The sequence below is a fragment of the Moraxella bovoculi 237 genome (genome assembly GCF_000696305.2).
Lineage (GTDB): Bacteria > Pseudomonadota > Gammaproteobacteria > Pseudomonadales > Moraxellaceae > Moraxella > Moraxella bovoculi.
In genome coordinates this window covers 38,810-60,413 of the sequence record NZ_AOMT01000031.1, presented here as the reverse complement: position 1 = coordinate 60,413, position 21,604 = coordinate 38,810, and the positions used below count along the sequence as shown (strand labels likewise).

Below are 21,604 nucleotides of genomic sequence, written 5' to 3'. Positions count from 1 at the left end.
AACTAACTAACTAACTAACTAAACTAAACAAAACGTAAACGACGACGTACGTGTGTGTGTCTTTTTTTATTGGGTCAAACTAACAATCCGAAAGATTAGGCACATTCAGATACAAAATCTGTACATCTTTTTGGGTGGTGATGCGATACATTAGAAATGAGCGATCTTTGATGAATGGCTCAGATGTAGATTTTAAATAAAATAAACAAGCTTCATTGCCAATCATTCCACCCAACACCACACAAGGACATACTATGAAAAAATATCTTCTCGTCACCACCCTAGCATTCGGCAGTATCGTTCACGCTGCACCCACCACCGTGCCGCAGGTAGATTTGAACAGCTATCTTGGCACATGGTACGAGATTGGACGACTACCGATGTCATTTCAAAACAAATGCGCCTCCGACGTCAAAGCCACCTATACCCTAAAATCGAATGGTAAAATCACCATCAAAAACGAATGCAAAACTCAGTCAGGCAAAATGACAGGCGCAACCGGCGAGGCTTACGCCATCGATCAGACCAACAGCAAATTAAAGGTATCATTTCTGCCATCTATCCTAAAAAAGCTCCCCTTTGGACAGGCTGACTACTGGGTGCTGGCATTGGGCGAAAAGCAAAATGGCAAATACCAATCAGCACTCGTCGGCACACCAAATAATAAATATCTATGGATCCTATCACGAGACAAGACCTTAGATTCCACTACCTATGATCGCTATCTTGGTATCGCCAAACAAAACGGCTACGACCTAACCAATTTCACCAAAACCGCACAATAACGGTCCATTCACTCATAAAAATAAGCCCATTATCGGGCTTATTTTGTGGTTATCGTATCAATACATCCATCACACCAAAAGTCCAATCTCAAAACCTTCTTTGATGGCGCGCTTAGCATCTAGGCGTTCAGATTTTTTGGCACCGCCAATGACGTGATACTGGGCGCGTGGCGCTTCGCCAACGTTCGGCATGAGCTCATTGACGGATTCTTGTCCGATGCAGACCACGATCGTATCCACACGCAGCAGCTGCGACTGACCACCCACCGTGATCCATAGCCCTTCATCGCTAATACTCTCATAAGATGCGCCGCTAATCTGCTTCACGCCAGCCTGTCTGATGGCAGCCTTATGCACCCAGCCTGTTGTCTTATTCAGGCTATTGCCAAGTTTGCCTTCGCTGCGCTGCAACAGATATAATTGACGATGCGGTCTAGCGTGGATTGGCGTAACCAGTGCGCCCTTAGTGGTGTAATTGGGATCACCATCCACGCCCCACTGCCGAAAGAACGCATCAGGCGACTGCGCATCAGGACGATAATCCCGCAAATTGACCTCGCTCGATACATCAGAGCCATGCACCAAGAATTCCGCCACATCAAAGCCAATACCGCCTGCACCCAGCACCGCCACGCGCTCGCCTGCCTGCTTGACCCCTGATAACAGCTCGCCATAGCTGATGACTTGCGGCAGTGTCACCCCATCAATGTTCAGCGCTCGCGGCACCACGCCTGTCGCCACGATGAAGTCATCGAACGCTATCTCATCGAGCATCTGACGCGTTACGGATGTATTTAGGCGCACGTCCACCCGATGTAATGCCAGCTGCTCATGAAAATAACGAATCGTCTCAAAGAACTCTTCTTTACCCGGGATTACCTTAGCATAATTAAACTGACCGCCCAGCACTTCCTTTGCCTCGAACAGCACGACATGATGCCCACGACGTGCTGCCGTAAGCGCTGCGGTCATGCCTGCCACCCCGCCACCGATGACCGCGACACGCTTGGGTTTTTTGGCGGGTTTGATGTCGTACTCGGTCTCATGACACGCCAAAGGATTCACCAGGCAGCTTGCTCGCTTATTCTCAAAGGTGTGATCAAGACAGGCTTGATTGCAGCCGATGCAGGTATTAATCAGATGTGCTTTGCCCTGCTTAGCTTTCTCCACCCAATCACTGTCCGCCAAGAATGGTCGCGCCATCTGCACCATGTCCGCTTGTCCAGTCGCCAAAATCTCTTCGGCGGTATCGGGCATGTTAATTCGGTTGGCAGCGATGACAGGGATATTCACCGCATCCTTAATCATCTTGGTGAATCTGACAAAGCTTGCGCGTGGCACAGAGGTGACGATGGTCGGCACGCGCGCCTCATGCCAGCCGATGCCTGTATTAATCAAGGTCACACCTGCCTGCTCAAGCCATCTGGCGACAGTCACCACCTCATCCATCACCGCGCCATCTTCGACGAATTCTGCCATCGACAGCCGAAAGCTGATGATGAATTCATCGCCCACCGCCTGACGTATCGCCTTGACGATATCAATGGCGAATCTTGCGCGATTCTCTAGGCTGCCGCCATATTCATCGGTTCGGTGGTTCGTTCGATTTGATAAGAATTGATTGATCAGATACCCTTCTGAACCCATCACCTCTACGCCATCGTAGCCGGCTTTTTTTGCCAGTAATGCCGTATGAGCGAAATCCGCTATCGTCGCCTGAATGTTCTTAATGCTCATCTGGCGCGGCTTGAATGGCGAGATGGGTGATTTGATCGCGCTGGGCGCCACCACAAAAGGATGATAACCATAACGCCCCGAATGCAGAATCTGTAGCAGAATCTTCGCGCCATACTTATGTGCTGCGCGCGTAACCCGAGCATGATTGACAATATCAGCGCTATGGTTTAGTGTACCGCCCAGAGGTGTCAGCCAGCCTTCGCGGTTGGGTGAGATGCCACCTGTGACCATGAGCCCCACACCACCTCGAGCGCGCGCCTCAAAGTACGCCGCCAATTTGCCATAATGATAAAATCTGTCCTCAAGACCGGTATGCATCGACCCCATGACCACGCGGTTCTTTAGACGTGTAAACCCAAGATCCAGCGGTTGAAACAGATGCGGATAAGGCGTGTCATACTCTGGTGTCTGCGGCGTTTTTTTGAATTTATCACTGACGGTTTTGACGGTCTTCGTCAAGCGCTCTTTAAAAAACGTCTTCATCCTAATTCCTTATAAGCTTGCGATGGCTTGCTGTTTTTAAATTTTATCATAAGCCTTGATATGGGGCTCAACATTTTTGACATCTTGACTGCATGGTCATTGATGCGCCAAAACCTTATATTTGACCAATTAAATTTGCCAAAAGTACAAAAACCGAGTAAGCTAGTCACACCATTATTCAATATTTTAAGGATTTATCCATGCACGACGTTGCTCCTGAATTTCGCATCACATTATCAGGTCAAATCACCCCTGCTGATGTGGCAGAGCTTGCCAAACAAGGCGTAAAAACCATCGTTAATAATCGCCCAGATGGCGAAGAGCCGGGTCAGCCGACCTCAGATGAGATCAAAGCTGCCTGCACTGAACACGGCATCATCTATAAGCAAATTGCCTTCTCATCGGGCATGCTTGACATGAATCACGTTCAAGAATTCGCTGATTTTTATAATCAAACAGAGCGCCCATTGCACATCTTTTGCCGCACTGGCAACCGCTCAAGCGTGATTTTACAAGCTGCACGCGAACAAGATCTGCTTGATGAAGAATAAAAACCGTGCGAATTTGATTGATTTTTAGTAAAATAGGTGCCATTGATTGAGCACCTATTTTTTACATAATCACAATGAAGGCATACCATGAGCAAGAATATTCCCATCCTAAACGCTAAAGACATCGAAAAAATGAAAATCGCAGGTCGCCTGGCGGCTGAAGTTCTAGAGATGCTCGATGAGCATGTTAAGGTTGGGGTTAGCACGGGCGAATTGAACGATCTGGCGCATAAATACATCACCGAAGTACAAGACGCCACGCCCGCCAGCCTAAACTATCACGGCTTTCCAAAATCCATCTGCACCTCGATCAACCATGTCGTGTGCCACGGCATTCCTGACCATGCACGCCTACTAAAAGACGGAGACATCATCAATATCGACGTAACCGTCATCAAAGACGGCTATTATGGCGACACCTCTTGCATGTGGGTCGTTGGTGAAGGTTCTGTAATGGCAAATCGCATCTGTGACGTCGCCCAAAAAGCCCTATACGCTGGCATGAAAGTCGTCAAAGACGGTGCTTATCTTGGTGACATCGGTGCCGCCATCCAAGAAGTGGTCGAGCCTGAGCGCTTTAGTATCGTGCGCGAATTCTGTGGGCACGGACTGGGCAAAGAATTCCACTGCGAACCACAGGTACTACACTACGGCAAAAAAGGCACCGGCGTTCAACTAAAAACAGGCATGGCAATCACCATCGAACCCATGATCAATCAAGGCGTCTGGCAAACCAAAATCATGAAAGACGGCTGGACTGCTATCACCAAGGATCGTAAGCTCTCCGCCCAATGGGAACACACGCTCATCGTTACTGATGATGGCTGCATCGTCACCACTCAGCGAAAAGGTGAAGATTTAAGTTTTTTAAACAGCTAACCACGATACACAAAAGGACAGATAATGACTGTCCTTTTTTATTAAATTATTGTTTTTAAATGGTTCTGCATAAAATAACATTCAGCCAAATCTCCTGCCTATCCACCCGATTATCTTTTGTCTGCCAAAGCCTAAGCATATCAAAATTATCTAGCTGATTTTCAATAATTTTCCAACGCTCTTCATTCAAGTCGCAAAAAAACCTTCCTTCTTTGATGCGCTCACTGCCTCCATATTTAAAAGATACATATAAAACCCCGCCCAACTGCAAGCATTCTATTAGCTCGTTTAATAATTTCGGCAAATCACGGAATGGCACATGAAGCAAAGAAGCACATGCCCAAATGCCTGTAAATTTATTTTGCCATGGTTGATTTTTTATATCCTTAAAATTTAACACCCGCCAATCAACCACAGCATCCACTCCCTGCGCTAAATCAATGAGTTTTTGGCTGCCATCAATGGCAGTTACATCAAACCCCAATCGCGCAAAAAACGCACTATCTCGCCCTGAGCCACAACCAACATCTAGTATTATTTGCTCTCTCTTGGGCAGATGCTCAAAAAAACATTGATAAAGATTCTGCATATCAACATCAATCGTTTGGCTGAAAAAATCCACGGCATTTGTTTGATAAAAATCCAATGTATCCATCAAAAAGCACTCAATCCTTGCTGTATAGGCTTCCATGTATGAATTAGGCGCTCTTTAGAAAATCGATAAGACTTGCTTAAAAAATATTTACGATCTTGCTCGTTTTTGCCTGTCTGCATAATCAGCGTCTCACGCAGAGGATGATGGCTGCTAATCAAATATTCATTACGTATATGCAAACGCTCCAACAAATCTAAGCTAGGTACTTTCTCAAATTTACCTTGCTCGCCGCGATTGCACTGCGCGCACGATAATACCAAATTCCAAATACCATCTACGTTTACTGAACGGCAGCAACCAGCTTCAGTCACTTGAGGCTTTAAGACATGAGGAAAAAAGTGATCAACATCTGCCAACATATCATCAAACGATGTTATGCTAATTTCTTTAAAACAATAGAAGCAACGGCTTTTTTGATAGCCGTTCAATGCACCTCGAGAACTGGTAATGCCAATTCTGCGATGTTTATCATCAAGAGTGAATAGCCGCTTAGTATCTTGATCAAATTCAACCCCGATCAGATTTCTACTAATATTTAATTCCCATGCTTTCTCAACAAGATTCCAGCGCGATTCCGTTTCTTGAGTTAAGTTTTTTGATAAATCACCCTCAGCATAAAACAAGTCAAATAAATTATCCGTTAAACGAATACCTTTATTAAATCTTCTTTCATCAATAAAAAACTCTTCATTGATAACATCAAAAAACCGCTCATTAACAGCTTTGGTATTAACAACATGAAAGGCATCAAGTACATATTTAAAGCCCTCCTTTGCTGTGATATCGATAAGTCGATCTTCGCTGATACTACCGTTATTGAACTCCAAGCAGGCGTTAATGAATTTACCACTCTTGGCAGTGGATTGTTTTGGACTGTGTTTTAAATGTTCGCACAAATGCATGGCATAAGGTAACGCCAAATCCTCAAGAGTTATCAAATCTGATTGGCGCTCTAAGCTAACATCAATCAAGCTTTTGGCAAGTGCAAATTTATAAGATGCCGTATTCTTACCAAATAAAATAATCGCACGCCAATAATTTTCCAAGGTTGGCTCAACTTCAACAAAGCTCATAATTCATAGCCTTTTGCATAATTTTAGATCTTAACTTATCGCCTTATAATTTATTGCATGCTTGCGCAAATAAATCGGTCGGATTTACTCCATCACAGGGTAGAATGGCTTTCCTAAACTATGGTTAGGATTATCCAAAATAATTTAGATAATCGGCTGGAATGATGGCCAGTAGTATCTGACAGCCATCTTGTAGTTGCTTACGGTTAACCCTGCTGTTGTACGTTGCGCCTCCGTGCACGATTTGATTTCTCAGCGTATAAAGCCTATCAAAGACAACAATAAGTATCGCGTGAGTATCGTTGTCCGCTAAGGCTTGGTAGGCTTTTTTGTTTGATTTATCAAAATCCTCAAGCCATGCCACCTCACTAATCTTACCATTATGATAATCCCAAAAAGGCTGAAAGACGTAACGGTTGTCTAGCATAACACGAATACTTTGAGGGAATTTTTGCCAGATGATATGGTAGATGCTATCCTTTAAATCCAATCTACAAATAAGGTTTAAAAATTCCAAGAAATTTGCTCTATCAGGGCTACGCTCACTCATCTTCTTAGCATAGATGGCATTAAAGCTAATCTACAGGCTGATGAATTGCATGTCTAAGTCATCTTGGGTCTCTTGTGATTTTTGCAGCCAACTTAGTGCGCGATGTAAGCGCAAATTAAGCTGATCAGGATATGTAGATTTGTTGTGAGCAAATTGGTGTTGTAGATCTTTTATCATGGATAATTCCACCTCTGTCTATTTGGCGATAGATTGCCATAAACAGCAAATCAAGCGATATAACAGTACAACCTATTAATATATAGCCAAAATACCATGAACAGCAAGCAAGTTATTAGATACAGGTGGGGATCACCACATTACGAGCGTATTTATGGCAAAATCACGCGTGATTGTCGGATTTGACGGAAATCAAGAGCCACGAAATTATGAGATTTGGAGGGGTTTTAATAATTTCTTATTAAAAATATCGGTCACTCTTAATAAATATTTGGCCAATAAAATAACCCCTTGATGATTCAAGGGGTTATTAATCTGGCGGAGACGGAGGGATTCGAACCCTCGATACGCTATTAACGTATACACACTTTCCAGGCGTGCGCTTTCGACCACTCAGCCACGTCTCCAATTTTTCTATTATAACAAAACTTTCGGATTTTGTCCTAAATTTTATTCAAAATTATTTCGCAAAAAATACCTTTTTGACGCGCATGACTATCACGATTACCGCGATCACTAGCACAACGATGACCACAATTTTACTGATGGGTTCGATGAATGTAGCCACTGCTTCATAATTGGCGCCCAGCACATAGCCAGCATACGCAAGTAGCGTCGTCCAGATTGCAGAACCTAAAGCAGTAAGCGTCAAAAATGGCAATATTGGCATGCGTGCCATGCCAGCAGGGATGGAGATGAGTGAGCGAATGCCGGGGATCATACGTCCAAAGAAAATCACAGATTTGCCATATTCATCAAACCATCGCTGTGCACTGGTAACGTCTTTGGGCTTTATCAAAAAATATTTGCCGTATTTCTCAGCAAAGTGATATAGACGTCTCTCATCCAAGATCGTGCCCAGATAATACAAAGGCAGCGCACCCAGCACCGACCCCAACGTGCCTGCGATGATGGCAGCGATGAGATGCATTTGTTCCATGGCAGCAGCAAAGCCGGCAGCAGGCATGACAAGCTCGCTAGGAATGGGTGGAAATACATTCTCCAAGAACATCATTAACGTCACACCAAACAGACCCAGCTTGTCCATCATGACGAGCACCCACTGGCTGATCGTGTCCATAATACACCCGATAAGTAAAAAACCAATCACCTAAGTGATTGGTTTTATTGAAATTTTTATAATAAAATTGGTGGAGATGGCGGGAGTTGAACCCGCGTCCGCCAGCACTACGCCCATGACTCTACACGCTTAGAGTCTGTCTTTGGCTTTAATCCGCACCGACCCGACAGTCAGGGTGGATTGGACGATTTGCTAAGAGTTTCGCACCTGTCATCGCAACGCTAACAGATGCTATCCTTTGTGCGTTCGCATCGGGGTGAGCAACCAGACCAAAGGCAATCTGTGCCGACCCAAGTAGCCCTTAGGCTGCTAGTGCGTAAGTTTCGTCGTTTGCGACTATTTTAAATGTATGTTGATTTACAAGAGGCATACGCTCTTGACGTGCATCATTAGGTTTCATCACCAGCGTCGAAGCCAGAACATCCCCTAGATGACAACATTGTAACAAATAACACCATCAACCGCAATGCATGCAATGTTATATTTTGTATCCATGTTTTGCTTGTTCATCAGTGGCGAAAGGCGACTTCTTTGCCGTTTTTGTCGATGTAATGCGCGTGGTCATCATGGATGACGTAGGCGATTCCCTCGATAAAGTTGGCAGGTGTGTCGTAGATGGCTTGGATGACCAGATCACCTCTGGGGTTGATGTAACCATATTTATAGCCGTCGTCGCCTTTGATGCCAACGGATGCTAACCCCTCAGAGAAGTCTTCAGCGACATCATAAGTTGGTCCGATGACCTGCTGACCATTCTTATCGATAAAGCCCCATTTGCCATCTACTTTTATGCGCACCAGACCACCCTCGAACCAGTCGCCTGTATCGGTATAGATGGGCTTGATGACAACTTTACCTTTTTTGTCGATGAATCCGTATTTGCCATTGCTTTCAATCTTGGCTCGACCTTCCCAAAACCCCCAAGCGCCAGTGAACTGCGGCTTAATGACGATTCTGCCCTTGGGATTGATGTAGCCGTATCGCTTGCCTTGCTTGATGAGTGCCATGCCATCATCGAAATTCTCCGCCATATCGAACGTTGGCTCGATGATGATTTTGCCGTGGGTGTTGGCATAGCCATATTTGCCATCTTTGGTGACGACGGTTAGGTTTTCGTTGTATTGACAGTCTTCGCTCTCTTTGGCGAAATGATAACCTTCTGGCAAGCTGATTCTGCTTTCACAAGAAACAAACTCTTCTGTTAGGTCGAAGGTTTTCGCGTCTTGGGCGATCGCAGCTGTGCAGCACAGCGCGATGAGACAAGGAATGTATGCTAACTTCATGATAAATTGAACAAAATAACCAAAAATCTAACTATTGTATCATGCCAAAGCTTCGATCACAGCAATTTTTAATGTATTTAATTTGTCAGCGCTTAGCGTTTGACCGTCTTTATCACTTAAATAAAACACGTCTTCGGCACGCTCTCCTAAGGTGGTGATGCGCGCGCCATGCACCTCGATGCCCAGACGGCTAAATATCAGCCCAAGGCGCGCCAATAACGCCGGTCTATCCTTGGTGATCAAGGACATCATGTGATGACCTGTGCGCGCCACCGAAGTCGCCTCGCTAAACTGCACCTGCGTGGGCACAGTGAAGTGCTTAAGCTGGCCATCTAGGGTGAAATTGCGTGCAGAGATTTGGCTCTCACCGCTCTTTAAGGCGTGCATTAGCCTGGCAGTGAGTGTCTGCCGCCTGATGTCATTGGTCAAGATGTCATCACGTTCAGCACCTTGGATGGCGTAGCGATCGATGACGACATACGAGTCTAGCGCCGCAGGCTTGCCATCGATGTCAGCGGTCAAGATGGTCGCATCCAATACGGACAGCCCCATGTGATCAAGCACGCCCACAGTCGCGGCGAACAAATCGTCTTGATCGTAGGTACAGATGAATAATTGTACAGCGTTCAGCGCAAGGTCGGAATGCGCGCGCAGAGCGATGACGGGCTTGTTATCAGCCAATGTGGACTTATTGGCGAGTATCTCAGAGGTCTGCCATGCGATGTCATGGTGTTTTTGCTTTAAGAAGAAATCATCACCAAAATCTTGCCATAACGCATCGATATCAGTAGTAGAGATAGCCGTGAGTAATTGCTTGGCTTTGTCCTTGCGATTGGCGATGACCGCATTCATTTCGGCAGCAGATGCACCCAGACTAAGAACTCGGTGCGTGCTGATGTACAGCTGCTTTAAAAGGCTGGCGCGCCACGTATTCCACAGCTGGCTGTTCGTGGCGTTCATGTCAGCGACAGTAAGCACATACAGATGGTTTAGATGTGCGATGGTGCCTGTAAATTCAGCAAAGCTTGCGATGACTTCAGGGTCATAAATATCTTGTTTTTGGGCGGTTAGCGACATGGTGAGATGTTCACGCACAAGCCACGCCACGAACTCGATATCTTCATCGCCCAACCCATGCGAACGCCCAAATTCATACACATCTTGCGCACCAAGCTGGCTATGGTCTCCACCTCGCCCTTTGGCGATGTCATGGAATAATGCCGCGATGACCAGCAAATCTTTGCGGTTGATTTTTTGATAGACTTCGCTGACCAAGTCGAATTTTTGACTGTATTCTGCATTCGTCGTATCGCCAAATCGGTGCAAAATTCGGATCAGCAGCAGCGTATGCGCATCCACCGTATAACGATGAAATAAATCGTACTGCATTAGCCCCATGATCTGCCCAAAGGCAGGTAGATAATCTCCCAATACGCCATATCTCTTCATGATGCGTAAGCGCTGATATAGGTAGTTATTTTCTTGTAAATTTGCCAAAAATAGCGCGCGATGCTTAGGGTTAGCGCGATAAGCATCATCAATCAAATGACTTGACAGATATAATGTGCGTAGAGTGCTGGCGGCAATTTTTTTGATGCCGTGCTGACCCATAATCAAGAAAATGCGTAATAAGTTTTCAGGTTTTTTGATAAAAATATCGTCGTCTTTGGCGAAGATCTGAGCATCTTGGCGAGTGATTTTACCATCTCGAATCTGAATCTCTTCTGCCACGCCGTCCACATGTAGGCTAGAATCGATGGGGGTTTCGTTTTGGGTGATTTGGAGAAAATCCTCGTCGATCTCGACCGCTTCATATTCAGGCTCAAGATAACTTTCGTTATAGTAGGCGCACAGCATCTCAGACAACGCCGCAACCTGTATCGCGTGACGATAATAGGTACGCATCATCGCCTCAAGTGCGGCGGTGAGCGTGCCTGCATCAGCATCATCTTGTATTAGGTGTAGCCGTTTGGCGATGTTTTTTTGATGGTCGAACAGTAGCCTATCCTCGCAGCGGCCTGTCAGAGCGTGCAGATGATGGCGAATACACCATAGGAATTTTTTGGCGCTTTGTAGGGCGTTAAGCTCGTCTTGACTCAAAAATCCCACACCTGATAAATCGCCTAACTCTTTGACATCATCAAAATAAAACTTCGCCAACCACACCAAAATGTGCAAGTCTCTTAATGTTCCTGGGGCGGATTTGATGTTTGGCTCTAAGTTGTATTCGGTGGCGTTATGATTAAGGTAGCGCGCCTTGGATTCTCCAGTTTTGGCGATAAAAAACGCCTTAGCACTCCATGCGTTTTTTACCGATTCGGTTGGAATATGGCGAAGTGCGTCGTTGCCTGCGATCAGGCGCGCCTCCAAAAGCGCAGTCGCAACCGTATGATCGGTCACAGCAATCGCCGTATCTGCTACATCGCGCACGCTGATGGCGGGGGTGATGCCAATGTCCCATAGAGTTGCCACGAATTGCTCAATCCCTTTGATGTGTGAATTAAGGTCATCAGCAAGAATCAGAATATCAACATCAGAGCATAGGAAAAGCTCACCACGACCATAGCCACCGATGGCAAATAGCCCAAGCTCATCAGACAACATCTCATCAAAAATACGAGCAAGCACCCGATCCATCGCCTGCGTTCTTAGTGCAACATAATCCTCAATCACATCAAGCGCGCCTAATCCCAAATCTGTGATACGACGATCAATCTGAGCATTCAATTCAGTCAGATAGCCTTTATAGGAGATGGGGTCAAAAGATGGCAAGGGAGGTAGATTTATCATAGTATTTGGCACAAGCTTGGTGATTGATGTGAAGGGTTACAATCTTCAGATTGGTATGTTTTAAATGATAGCATAATTTTTATGGTTTCACCTAACATCAAAAGAGCGGCTGTTTTAAAGGTAGTCAAATTTCCAAAACCCAAGAATAAAAAGTTGCTATATATTCAAGGTCAGCTCACTCAATTTTCCTGCAAAAAAACTCCCGCCAAATCAATAACCCCTTGAATCATCAAGGGGTTATTTTATTAGCCAAATACTTTATCAGCAGCTGCCTTAAATCGTGTAATCGCACCATCAACATCGGTTAGCTTATCTAGCCCAAACAGCCCGATTCTAAAGCTCTGATAACCCTCAGGTTCGCCAACTTGTAGCGGCGTACCAGCAGCGATTTGCAGCCCTTGCTCTGCAAATGCTGTGCCTTTATGGATCGCCTCGTTTGGCGCATGACACACCACAACACCGCGTGCTTGGTAGCCAGGATGGGCGACGCTTTGGATGCCTTTACCATTTAGAACCGCCAAGATGCCTTTACCAAGTTCAACTTGTGCAGATTTTAGCTTATCATAGCCAACAGCTTTCGCCTCAAGCAGTGCATCTCTAAGCTGCTTAAGTCCATCGGTTGGCATGGTGGCATAATAGGCATGTCCGCCATTTTCGTACGCTGTCATGATGTTTAGCCATGCTTTTAGATCCAGCGCAAAACTGCTTGGCGTGCTGGTTAGTACCGCTTCACGAGCATCTTCAGACATCATCACAAGACCAGCGCACGGGGTACTAGATAGACCCTTTTGTGGTGCGCTGATCAGCACATCGATGCCCACCGCCTTCATGTCAAGCCAGATGCAGCCTGAGGCGATGCAGTCAATCACCAAAAGTCCGCCCACCTCGTGCACCGCCTCACCTAGTGCGCGGATATACTCATCACTTAGCATCATGCCAGAGGCTGTCTCGACGTGCGGAGCAAACACCACGGCAGGTTTTTGGTTGCGGATCGCTGTTGTCACCGCCTCGATATCAGCAGGGGCAAATACGGCTTTTTCGTCATTGGTGTGGCTTGCACAGAATACTTCGCTTGACTTAGCCACGCCTGTTGCATCCAAAATCTGCGTCCAGCGGTAGCTAAACCAACCATTTCGGATGATCAGGCAGTCCTTATCCTTAGCCAAAGCACGCGCCACAGACTCCATGCCAGACGTTCCAGATCCAGGAACGATGGCGACTGCATCGGCATTATATAGTGATTTTAATTCTACGGATAAGTCACGCATGACTTCTTGGAATACCTTTGACATGTGATTCAGTGCGCGGTCGGTATAGACCACTGAATATTCCAAAAGTCCATTAGGATCGATATCATCTCTCAAAGCAGGCATCATTTTCTCCTTGGTTTCACCAAACTTTTGCATCAATGTACCAATCTTAGGCGCAAAAATCAACTGCCAAGCACACTAAATGCTTGAGCTTCGTGATAATTGGCAGAATCGAGGAGAAAGTAAAGGATGCTAGTCGCGATAAGCGTGATTTAGGGCGTGCGTCACCATCTCAAGCACATCAGCTTCGCTGTTTTGGGCAGTGTGGCGGATTAGCTTAGAGGGTGCGTGGGTCAGTGTCTGCGTCAGCGTGCGAGCAAGCTCTTTGACGACCTCGGCAGCATCATCGCCATCAGATAGGCGAGCTAAGGCGGTATTTAGTAAGCGCTCTTTATGGTTTTCGGCGGTTTGTCGATAGGCGGTAATCTGAGTGTGAGCGGTCTGCACCTGCATCTGATGCTCAATATCTAGCACCAGCTGACTGACCATCAGTTCAGCCTCGATGGCGGCTTGTTTTCGTTCTTCTAGATTGCCTGCGATGACGTGTTGCAGGTCGTCCACCGAATATAGATAAACATCATCAAACAAGCCTACACTCGGCTCAATGTCTCTTGGCACCGCCAAATCAACCATTAGCATGGGACGATGTCGGCGGGCTTTTAGCGCCGCCTTTACCATGCCATGTGTGATGAGCGCATCCATGCTACCGCTACAGCTACTGATCACGTCTGCATCAGCGATGTGCACACCCAATTCAGTCAGTGGCACAAGGTCAATCTGCACACTGCGATTGGCCGCTTTTGCCATCTCATGCAGCTCTGCTGCTAAGTTCTCAGCACGCTCTTTACTGCGGTTGGCGATGATGATGCGCCCCATGCCAAGCGCAGCGACATTATGCGCAACTAATCGATTCATCTCGCCTGCCGCCACCAATATGAAGGTTAAGCGGCTTGGCTCATCAAAAATCTGCGTAACCAGCTTGGCAGTGGCAAAGCCAAGCGTCACCGCCTGCGCACCCACTTTGGTATCTCGGCGCACCGCACGCGCTGCAGCAAATACCTGCTGAGTCAGCCAATCAAACCCGCGCCCCATGCCGCCAGATTCTCGCGACTGAGCGACCGCTTGGCGAATCTGCCCTAGAATCTGTGGTTCGCCCAGAATCATCGAATCTAGCCCAGCCGCGACACGTAACCAGTGATTCAGCGCACGATTGTCTTCATAGATGTATAGAAATGGCGCAATGTCGTCAAGATTCAGACCCTTAAACTGTGCAAGCCAAGCTCGAACTCTCTGGGCTGCATCACTAATCTCAAGCTCGTCATCATACACGGCATCATCTGGCAGCTTGACGTATATCTCACTGCGGTTACAGGTTGAGACGATGACAGAGCCGTCCGTAATCGCCTTTAACTCATCAATGGCGCACGACAAATCCTGCCCGAACGATAACTTCTCACGAAGCTCGACGGGCGCGGTTTTGTGATTGACTCCGACGACGGCTAATTTCATTACAACTCTAAAAAAGCTGGATTTTTGATGAATGTTATTGATTTAAATTATCAAAAATTAATCATAAATTGTCTATTATAACAGCTTTTGGATAATTTGTGACAAGATTACCAACAAAAGCATCCACTTAGCGAAAAAACAACGCAATAACACCTAAGGGCTTGAACTTATTAAAAATCCTTTTATAATAAGTCAGTTATTCATTATTTTTGTTGCCCATCGGGGTGAAAAACGCTGTTTATGAACCTTTTATTTTGGACTTGCAAACACCCCACCAAAAAGAGTCGCCCTGCGTCCTCTTTAGGTGTCATGCACGCCAAAAAAACCAACAAAAAACGACTGGCGTTATTTCTATGCTTTACCCTATTGATGTCGCACATGCATTCTGCGCAGGCAGGCGTATTTGACCCATTATTAAAGATAATACTCCCTTTCTATAAAAGCGAAGAAAACAATAAACACTCAACCACCCAAGACACTCACTCTGATATCGCCGAAGATGACGAGCCAGTACAGCTTGCTGACGATGGCAATGATGAGTATTACGAGCCAAATGCTGCCGATCTGCCCAGCGTTCTATTTGATGACACACTACTGGCTGACGACAGCGAGCCGATGCTTGGTGCGCCTGATTTATATGCGCTGTTATCCGCTGAATTCTCAGCTGATCGTGGTGATGTCGAGACGGCACTTGCCATCTATAAGGCAGAATCTTTTAAGGAGAATGCGACGGCTGTCTTTGAACGTGCGCTTAGCCTATCTATCGAATACGACACGCCTGCTGAGTCACTTGCTTTTGCTACCGCATGGCAAGCCAAAAACCCAGATCACACCCCTGCATGGTTCTACGTCACACATCTGGCATTAAAAGCGCGCGACTACAATCAAGCGGTGCAGATGCTCGCGATGATATTGGAATATGATTCCAAGGCCGATCTGTCACTGATTTTTGGCAGTATTTTCCCGAACAATCCTGCCGATCAGCGCGAATTATTCTACGCACTACAGAACATCGACAGCATCAATGCATCGGTTGCGGTACTGCGCGCAGGTCTGCTCATGCGCTTAGATGAATATGATGCATCACTACTGTACATCAACGATGCGCTAAAAGCCGAACCCAAGAATCTTGCATTCATCAACCTAAAGCTAGACATTCTAAGCGCCGCGAATCGCATGGATGAGCTGTGGAAATTCTTACACGCCAAGCGCCGCCTACTACCCAAAGAGACTTCCTTATATCTCTATGAAATTCGCCATTTAATCAATATGGGTAACCTAAAAGACGCATGGCAACTTCTATTGACTGCGCACAAAAACACCCAAGACCCCGACGTGATACTATTGTCGGGCTTGGTTGGGATTGATATTGGCGAATATCAAAAGGCGGTAGAATTATTAACCCCGCTCACCAAAAATACTGACTTTGCCAGTCAGGCGCATTATTATCTAGGCATTGCTAATGAGAGATTGGGCGATTTGGCGCGCGCCAGATACCATTATGAACGTGTAAAAAATGACGACTTTGTGCTGGACGCACGCACCAAGGTCGTAGGATTCTACCTGCTTGATAATAATGTCTCAGCCGCGATGTCCACCTTGGTGCGCCTGCGCGACGAATACGAAATCTATGCTGCCGACAGTTATATTCTGCAAGCCGAAATTCACCTGCGCCAAGGCGATATTCAGTCCGCCAGAGACATACTTATGACCGCCAATCGTCAATACCCTGACGATGACAGGCTGCTGTTTACCAGTTATCAGTTGTTAGAAAATGATCTGGATGATACCGAGAAACGCCTCATCATCAATCATCTGCTAAGCCTAGATGAGCATAACCCAAATTATCAGCTCGCCTCAGCAAAGTTAGCACTCATACAGAACCCTAATGATGAGCAGGCGCTGGCCACCGCGCAGAGCATCAGTACTATTCGCGCTGATGACCCACTGTATGACAAGGATCTACAGCTAGAGGCGTTGATCGTACTAAGCGAGAACGCACTTGTCAAAGGGGATTACAAAACCATCATCAACTTACTACAAGCACCCTATGAAGTCTCACTTGACTTAGATGCGGGCATCTTACTGCTTCGCGCTTATCAAGGCTTAGGTGATGATGACACAGTACAGCGACTACTCACAGAGCTTCAGAACAAGTATGATTTGAATCAAGACAGTGAAGCGCCAACCAGTACCGACACTCAAAGCTATTAACCCCACAAGGATTGCCATGAATACCAAAATTCTTCTTGCCGCCGCTGCAGTTGCTGCATTAGCCGGCTGTCAAACACTGCCAAAGACACAACCTACACCGACTCAGACCGTCAGTGCACCGATTAAATTTAGCATTAGCGGTAAGATTGGCATCACTAGCGTATCTACTGAAGGTAATCAATCCGGTACCGCATTTTATGCTTGGGCGCAGGATGCTGAACGTTTCGCCATTGACCTGACAGGCGCGCTTGGTATTGGTGCTACATCGATCAGTTTTGATGGCAGAACTGCCACGCTGACCAGTGAACGCACAGGCGAGATCAGTGCATCAACCCCAGAAGAGCTGCTGCTGCGCGCCACAGGTTGGCAAGCGCCGATCAGTCAGCTGCCTTATTGGATCGTTGGGCGCGCTGCTCCTAGCGACAGTGATCACAGCCGCGATGGTGCAGGACGTCTGCTTAGCGCGACCAATGGCGACTGGACAGCGAATTTTGAATATAAAGGCAGCACGCCAAACCGTCTACGCATCACTCACACCGATGGTCATCGCGTGGTGATGGCGATGGCTCATATGCAATGATGCGCATTTTTTCACCTGCTAAAATTAATCTTTTCTTGCACATCACAGGCGTGCGCACAGATGGTTATCATGACTTACAAAGTGTGTTTCGCGCGCTTGATTTTGGCGATTATCTTGAGATTAAACCCACAGATGGCGATCAGCTGGTTACGCTCTTAGGCGCTGATCACCTAACCTCAAGTCTTGATGACAACCTCATCGTTAAGGCAGCTCATGCCCTCGCCAAGCTACATCCTGAGCGCACAACACCCATAACAATCACCCTAGATAAACACATCCCCACAGGCGCAGGGCTCGGCGGTGGCTCATCGAACTGCGCCGCCACACTCATCGCTTTAAATGAACTTTGGCAGCTGGGCCTATCCACCAAAGAACTGATTGATGTCGGTGCCAGCCTAGGCGCAGACGTGCCATTTTTTATTTTTGCGCATGCACATCGCTCGGATGCCATCGCCACAGGCATTGGCGAGATATTATCGTCCATCACCCTGCCATCACGGGCTTATCTTTTGCTCATGCCTGATGCGCACCTTGCCACCGCGCATTTTTTTAAGCATGCTAAGCTTAGCAAAGACTCACCCTTGATGGATGGGCTTGAGTCCAAACAAGCAAGTTTTGAAAGATCATTAATCGCACCTTTTCATAATTGCTTTGAAGTCATCGCTGCCGAAGATAGCCCATCTGTCAAAGACGCGCTAGATTATCTACACAGTCTACCCAGCCAATCAACGCCGCGCATGACAGGCACGGGCAGTGCTGTTTTTTTACCACTCAGCGCAGAAGATTTGGATCACGCCACCAGATGGCAACAGGGCGCACCTTGTCGTGCCATTATTTGCCATAGTCTATATGGCACAAAGGGCTGACTGCGGGTGTTTTTTAAAAGATTGAAAATTTTTAAATTTTTTATAAAAAACGCTTGCATCTTCCAAAAAATTCGGTATAATTATCCGCCTATATAGGGGCGTCGCCAAGTTGGTAAGGCATCAGGTTTTGATCCTGACATTCGTTGGTTCGAGTCCAGCCGCCTCTGCCATTTTTTAAAGTTTTTTAAAAACTTTCTAGGGGTATCGCCAAGTTGGTAAGGCATCAGGTTTTGATCCTGACATTCGTTGGTTCGAGTCCAGCTACCTCTGCCATATTCAGTTAGCTTGCTAACATGAGCAATCAAGCCAGTTCTTCGGAATTGGCTTTTTTGTTATATAATTCCGTCCGAACCTCCAAAGCAGTTACAAGAAAAATCGCCAAAAACCTGCAAAATTTCCGCAAAAAATGCTAAAATATGCGCGTTCTATTCTTTTAGCCATTTTATAGGAACCACATATGTCATATATGGCCATCTTCTCAGGTAGTGCTAATCCACAGCTTGCCCAGACTGTCGCCGACCATCTACATATCCCACTAAGCAAAGCCGACATCACGCGCTTTTCTGATGGGGAAATCGCCATTGAAATCAAAGAAAATGTGCGCGGCAAGGACGTATTCATCCTACAGCCTACTTGCGTACCGACCAATGATAACTTGATGGAAGTGGTACTGCTTGCTGATGCGCTTCGTCGCTCTAGTGCAGGTCGTATCACAGCAGTGATTCCATATTTTGGCTATGCTCGCCAAGACCGTCGCCCACGTTCAGCTCGTGTGCCAATCTCTGCCAAAGTCGTGGCAGACATGCTATCAATCTCAGGCATCGACCGCGTGATGGTCGTGGATCTGCACGCCGACCAAATCCAAGGCTTCTTCGACGTACCTGTCGATAACCTATACGGCACCCCTGTTCTACTAAGCGACCTAAAACAACAAAACTACGACAACCTAATGGTCGTCTCACCTGACGTAGGTGGCGTGGTGCGTGCACGCGCAATGGCAAAGCTACTTGGCGATGCCGACCTTGCCATCATCGACAAGCGTCGCGCTCGTGCGAACGAATCTCAAGTGATGCACATCATCGGCGATGTCGATGGTCGTGATTGTGTCATCATTGATGACATCGTGGATACTGCAGGCACGCTGTGCAAAGCCGCTCAAGCCCTAAAAGACAACGGCGCACGTCGCGTGGTGGGCTACATCACCCACCCTGTCCTATCAGGCAAGGCAATCGACAACATCAGCAATTCTGCCCTAGATGAGATCGTGGTGACTGACACCATTCCATTGTCAGAAAATGCCAAGACTTGCCCAAAAATTCGCCAAGTAAGCATTGCTTCGCTACTGGCAGAAAGTCTGCGTCGTATCAATAACGAAGAATCTATCAGCGCCCTGTTCGACTACGATGTATGATTAGATAACGTTTGACCATTAAAGCCCGCCTATGGTGGGCTTTATTATGTGCGCTTAATGCACAGCAATAAAAAAACACCGCCTATTGACGGTGTTTTTTGACGGTAGCAGGTTTTATTTTAAACCTTGTTCCATCTTTTCAAAGCGCTCTACAATAAAGCCTTTTGGTGGTGCGGTCATCAGACTCACCACGACAGTTGTAATCGCACTTAATAGGAAGCCCGGCATGATCGAGTAGATCGCATCATTAGCAGGCTGACCATTGATCTCAAAGCCACCATATACCCATACGATGACCGTTAACGCACCAACGATCATACCCGCCAAAGCACCGTTACGGTTCATGCGCTTCCACATTAGGCTAAGCAGTACCAACGGACCAAATGCAGCACCGAAACCTGCCCACGCGTGCGAGACCAGTTTTAGTACAGAGCTGTCTTTGTTGCCTGCGATGAAGATGGCAAGTAGCGCAACCGCCACAACACAGATACGACCCACCAGAACTTGACGAGCTTCTGATGCATCTTTATCCAAGAACAGCTTATAGATGTCACGCGTCAATGAACTTGATGCTACCAATAGCTGACTTGAGATGGTACTCATGATCGCCGCCAAAATCGCCGCAAGCAAGAAACCTGAGATCAAAGGATGGAATAGTAGCTGTGAGAACACCAAGAAAATCGTCTCTGGATCAGCCAGCTCCATGTTGTGATTATGAATGTAAGCAACGCCAGACAGACCAACCATCAAGGCGCCGATCAAGCTGACTATCATCCAGCTCATGCCGATATTACGAGCAGTTGGTACGTCTTTTACCGAGCGGATTGCCATGAAGCGCACGATGATGTGCGGCTGACCGAAGTAACCTAGACCCCATGCCGCCAGCGAAATCGCACCCATGACAGTCACGCCACTCATGATATTAAATAGCTCTGGATTCACAGAGCGTGCCACTTCGATGCCTGCTGACAGACCGCCAATATCACTAAATGCTACGATCGGCACAAGCAGCATCGCAACCAGCATGATCACACCTTGCACGAAGTCGGTCAAAGACACCGCCAAGAAGCCACCGAACAGCGTATAAGCCACAACCACACCTGCTGTTAGCCAGATGCCCAGATCGTATGACACCCCCAGCGAGCTTTCAAACAACTTACCACCGCCGACCAGACTTGCTGCAGTATAGACGGTAAAGAACACAATGATTACCACTGCTGACATGATGCGCAGCAGATGAGACGTGTCATTAAAGCGGTTTGAGAAATAGTCAGGCAGAGTCAATGCATTATCTGCAATCTCAGTAAATACACGCAGACGCGGCGCCACCAGTAAATAGTTCACGAACGCACCCAGTGTCAGACCGACAGCGATCCACAGACTTACAATGCCCGAAGCATACATATAACCAGGCAGACCCAAGATCAGCCAACCTGACATGTCAGATGCGCCTGCTGACAATGCTGCTACCGCAGGGCTTAATTGACGACCGCCAAGCATGTAGCCCTCGACGTTGTTTTGTTGTTTAAAATAGGCGTACACCCCGATGGCAATCATCAACATAAAATAAATCGCCAAAGAAATCCATACACCAGTCGCCACAGAACTCATGGGACTCTCCTTCAAAAAATAAAAATTATCAGTGCCATCTTAAATCATTCCAATGATTT

General features: G+C 46.8%; 18 protein-coding genes, 3 tRNA genes and 1 other RNA gene. 9 read left to right on the top strand and 13 right to left on the bottom strand.

The genetic code is table 11. The features are described 5' to 3' along the window. The first annotated feature begins 254 nt into the window (after nt 1-254). Nucleotides 255-785 carry a lipocalin family protein gene (locus tag MBO_RS08430; RefSeq protein ID WP_036366675.1) on the top strand — a complete coding sequence of 177 codons (531 nt, stop codon included), beginning with the start codon at nt 255-257 and terminating at the stop codon, nt 783-785. Between the two features lie 69 nt (nt 786-854). Here the strand turns inward: MBO_RS08430 and MBO_RS08425 are convergent, their stop codons facing one another. Next, nucleotides 855-3,005: an FAD-dependent oxidoreductase gene (locus tag MBO_RS08425; RefSeq protein ID WP_036366673.1), complete on the bottom strand. Its 2,151-nt coding sequence runs from the start codon at nt 3,003-3,005 to the stop codon at nt 855-857. A gap of 200 nt (nt 3,006-3,205) precedes the next feature. On the opposite strand from MBO_RS08425, the gene MBO_RS08420 reads away from it, so the two are divergent. Beyond that, nucleotides 3,206-3,556, top strand: coding sequence for a beta-lactamase hydrolase domain-containing protein (locus MBO_RS08420; RefSeq protein WP_036366671.1), 351 nt, complete (start codon nt 3,206-3,208; stop codon nt 3,554-3,556). An 87-nt stretch (nt 3,557-3,643) separates the two neighbouring features. Beyond that, nucleotides 3,644-4,435 (top strand): type I methionyl aminopeptidase, encoded by a 792-nt coding sequence (map, locus tag MBO_RS08415; protein WP_036366669.1) that lies wholly within the window; start codon nt 3,644-3,646, stop codon nt 4,433-4,435. 55 nt (nt 4,436-4,490) lie between these two features. Here map and MBO_RS08410 read toward each other — a convergent pair whose 3' ends face one another. From MBO_RS08410 to hemA, 11 genes are all read right to left on the bottom strand, one after another. Further along, nucleotides 4,491-5,126, bottom strand: coding sequence for a class I SAM-dependent methyltransferase (locus MBO_RS08410; protein ID WP_080702245.1), 636 nt, complete (start codon nt 5,124-5,126; stop codon nt 4,491-4,493). Then, nucleotides 5,090-6,163, bottom strand: coding sequence for an HNH endonuclease family protein (locus MBO_RS08405; protein ID WP_036366665.1), 1,074 nt, complete (start codon nt 6,161-6,163; stop codon nt 5,090-5,092). Before MBO_RS08405 ends, MBO_RS08410 begins: the two co-directional genes overlap by 37 nt. Before the next feature lie 130 nt (nt 6,164-6,293). After that, nucleotides 6,294-6,713: a hypothetical protein gene (locus MBO_RS08400; protein WP_227712713.1), complete on the bottom strand. Its 420-nt coding sequence runs from the start codon at nt 6,711-6,713 to the stop codon at nt 6,294-6,296. Nucleotides 6,714-6,743: 30 nt separating this feature from the next. Next, nucleotides 6,744-6,890 (bottom strand): hypothetical protein, encoded by a 147-nt coding sequence (locus tag MBO_RS10105; protein ID WP_227712711.1) that lies wholly within the window; start codon nt 6,888-6,890, stop codon nt 6,744-6,746. Between the two features lie 316 nt (nt 6,891-7,206). Further along, nucleotides 7,207-7,297 (bottom strand) — tRNA-Ser (locus tag MBO_RS08395). Between the two features lie 53 nt (nt 7,298-7,350). After that, on the bottom strand, nt 7,351-7,971 hold the full coding sequence (locus MBO_RS08390) for a DedA family protein (RefSeq protein ID WP_036366663.1): 621 nt from the start codon (nt 7,969-7,971) through the stop codon (nt 7,351-7,353). Nucleotides 7,972-8,039: 68 nt separating this feature from the next. Then, nucleotides 8,040-8,398: a transfer-messenger RNA gene (gene ssrA / locus MBO_RS08385) on the bottom strand. An 82-nt stretch (nt 8,399-8,480) separates the two neighbouring features. Next, nucleotides 8,481-9,254, bottom strand: a complete 774-nt coding sequence (locus MBO_RS08380; RefSeq protein ID WP_052585405.1) for a WG repeat-containing protein — start codon at nt 9,252-9,254, stop codon at nt 8,481-8,483. Nucleotides 9,255-9,293: 39 nt separating this feature from the next. Next, complete coding sequence (glnD, locus tag MBO_RS08375) at nt 9,294-12,044, bottom strand: [protein-PII] uridylyltransferase (protein WP_052585404.1); 2,751 nt, start codon at nt 12,042-12,044, stop codon at nt 9,294-9,296. Nucleotides 12,045-12,289: 245 nt separating this feature from the next. After that, nucleotides 12,290-13,417, bottom strand: a complete 1,128-nt coding sequence (locus MBO_RS08370) for an aminotransferase class V-fold PLP-dependent enzyme (RefSeq protein ID WP_036366693.1) — start codon at nt 13,415-13,417, stop codon at nt 12,290-12,292. A 129-nt stretch (nt 13,418-13,546) separates the two neighbouring features. Further along, nucleotides 13,547-14,863, bottom strand: a complete 1,317-nt coding sequence (gene hemA, locus MBO_RS08365) for a glutamyl-tRNA reductase (RefSeq protein ID WP_036366660.1) — start codon at nt 14,861-14,863, stop codon at nt 13,547-13,549. Between the two features lie 240 nt (nt 14,864-15,103). On the opposite strand from hemA, the gene MBO_RS08360 reads away from it, so the two are divergent. From MBO_RS08360 to MBO_RS08335, 6 genes are all read left to right on the top strand, one after another. After that, nucleotides 15,104-17,077, top strand: coding sequence for a tetratricopeptide repeat protein (locus tag MBO_RS08360; RefSeq protein ID WP_080702244.1), 1,974 nt, complete (start codon nt 15,104-15,106; stop codon nt 17,075-17,077). Between the two features lie 16 nt (nt 17,078-17,093). Continuing rightward, nucleotides 17,094-17,657: an outer membrane lipoprotein LolB gene (locus MBO_RS08355; RefSeq protein WP_036366658.1), complete on the top strand. Its 564-nt coding sequence runs from the start codon at nt 17,094-17,096 to the stop codon at nt 17,655-17,657. Beyond that, a complete protein-coding gene (gene ispE, locus MBO_RS08350; protein ID WP_036366656.1) occupies nt 17,654-18,523 on the top strand; it encodes a 4-(cytidine 5'-diphospho)-2-C-methyl-D-erythritol kinase in 870 nt (289 codons plus the stop codon). Before MBO_RS08355 ends, ispE begins: the two co-directional genes overlap by 4 nt. Before the next feature lie 94 nt (nt 18,524-18,617). After that, nucleotides 18,618-18,693 (top strand) — tRNA-Gln (locus MBO_RS08345). 27 nt (nt 18,694-18,720) lie between these two features. Beyond that, nucleotides 18,721-18,796, top strand: a tRNA-Gln gene (locus MBO_RS08340). Between the two features lie 184 nt (nt 18,797-18,980). Continuing rightward, entirely contained in the window at nt 18,981-19,934 is a 954-nt protein-coding gene (locus tag MBO_RS08335; RefSeq protein ID WP_036366655.1) for a ribose-phosphate pyrophosphokinase, read from the top strand. Between the two features lie 114 nt (nt 19,935-20,048). Here MBO_RS08335 and putP read toward each other — a convergent pair whose 3' ends face one another. Next, a complete protein-coding gene (putP, locus tag MBO_RS08330; RefSeq protein ID WP_036366653.1) occupies nt 20,049-21,545 on the bottom strand; it encodes a sodium/proline symporter PutP in 1,497 nt (498 codons plus the stop codon). Nucleotides 21,546-21,604 lie beyond the last annotated feature (59 nt).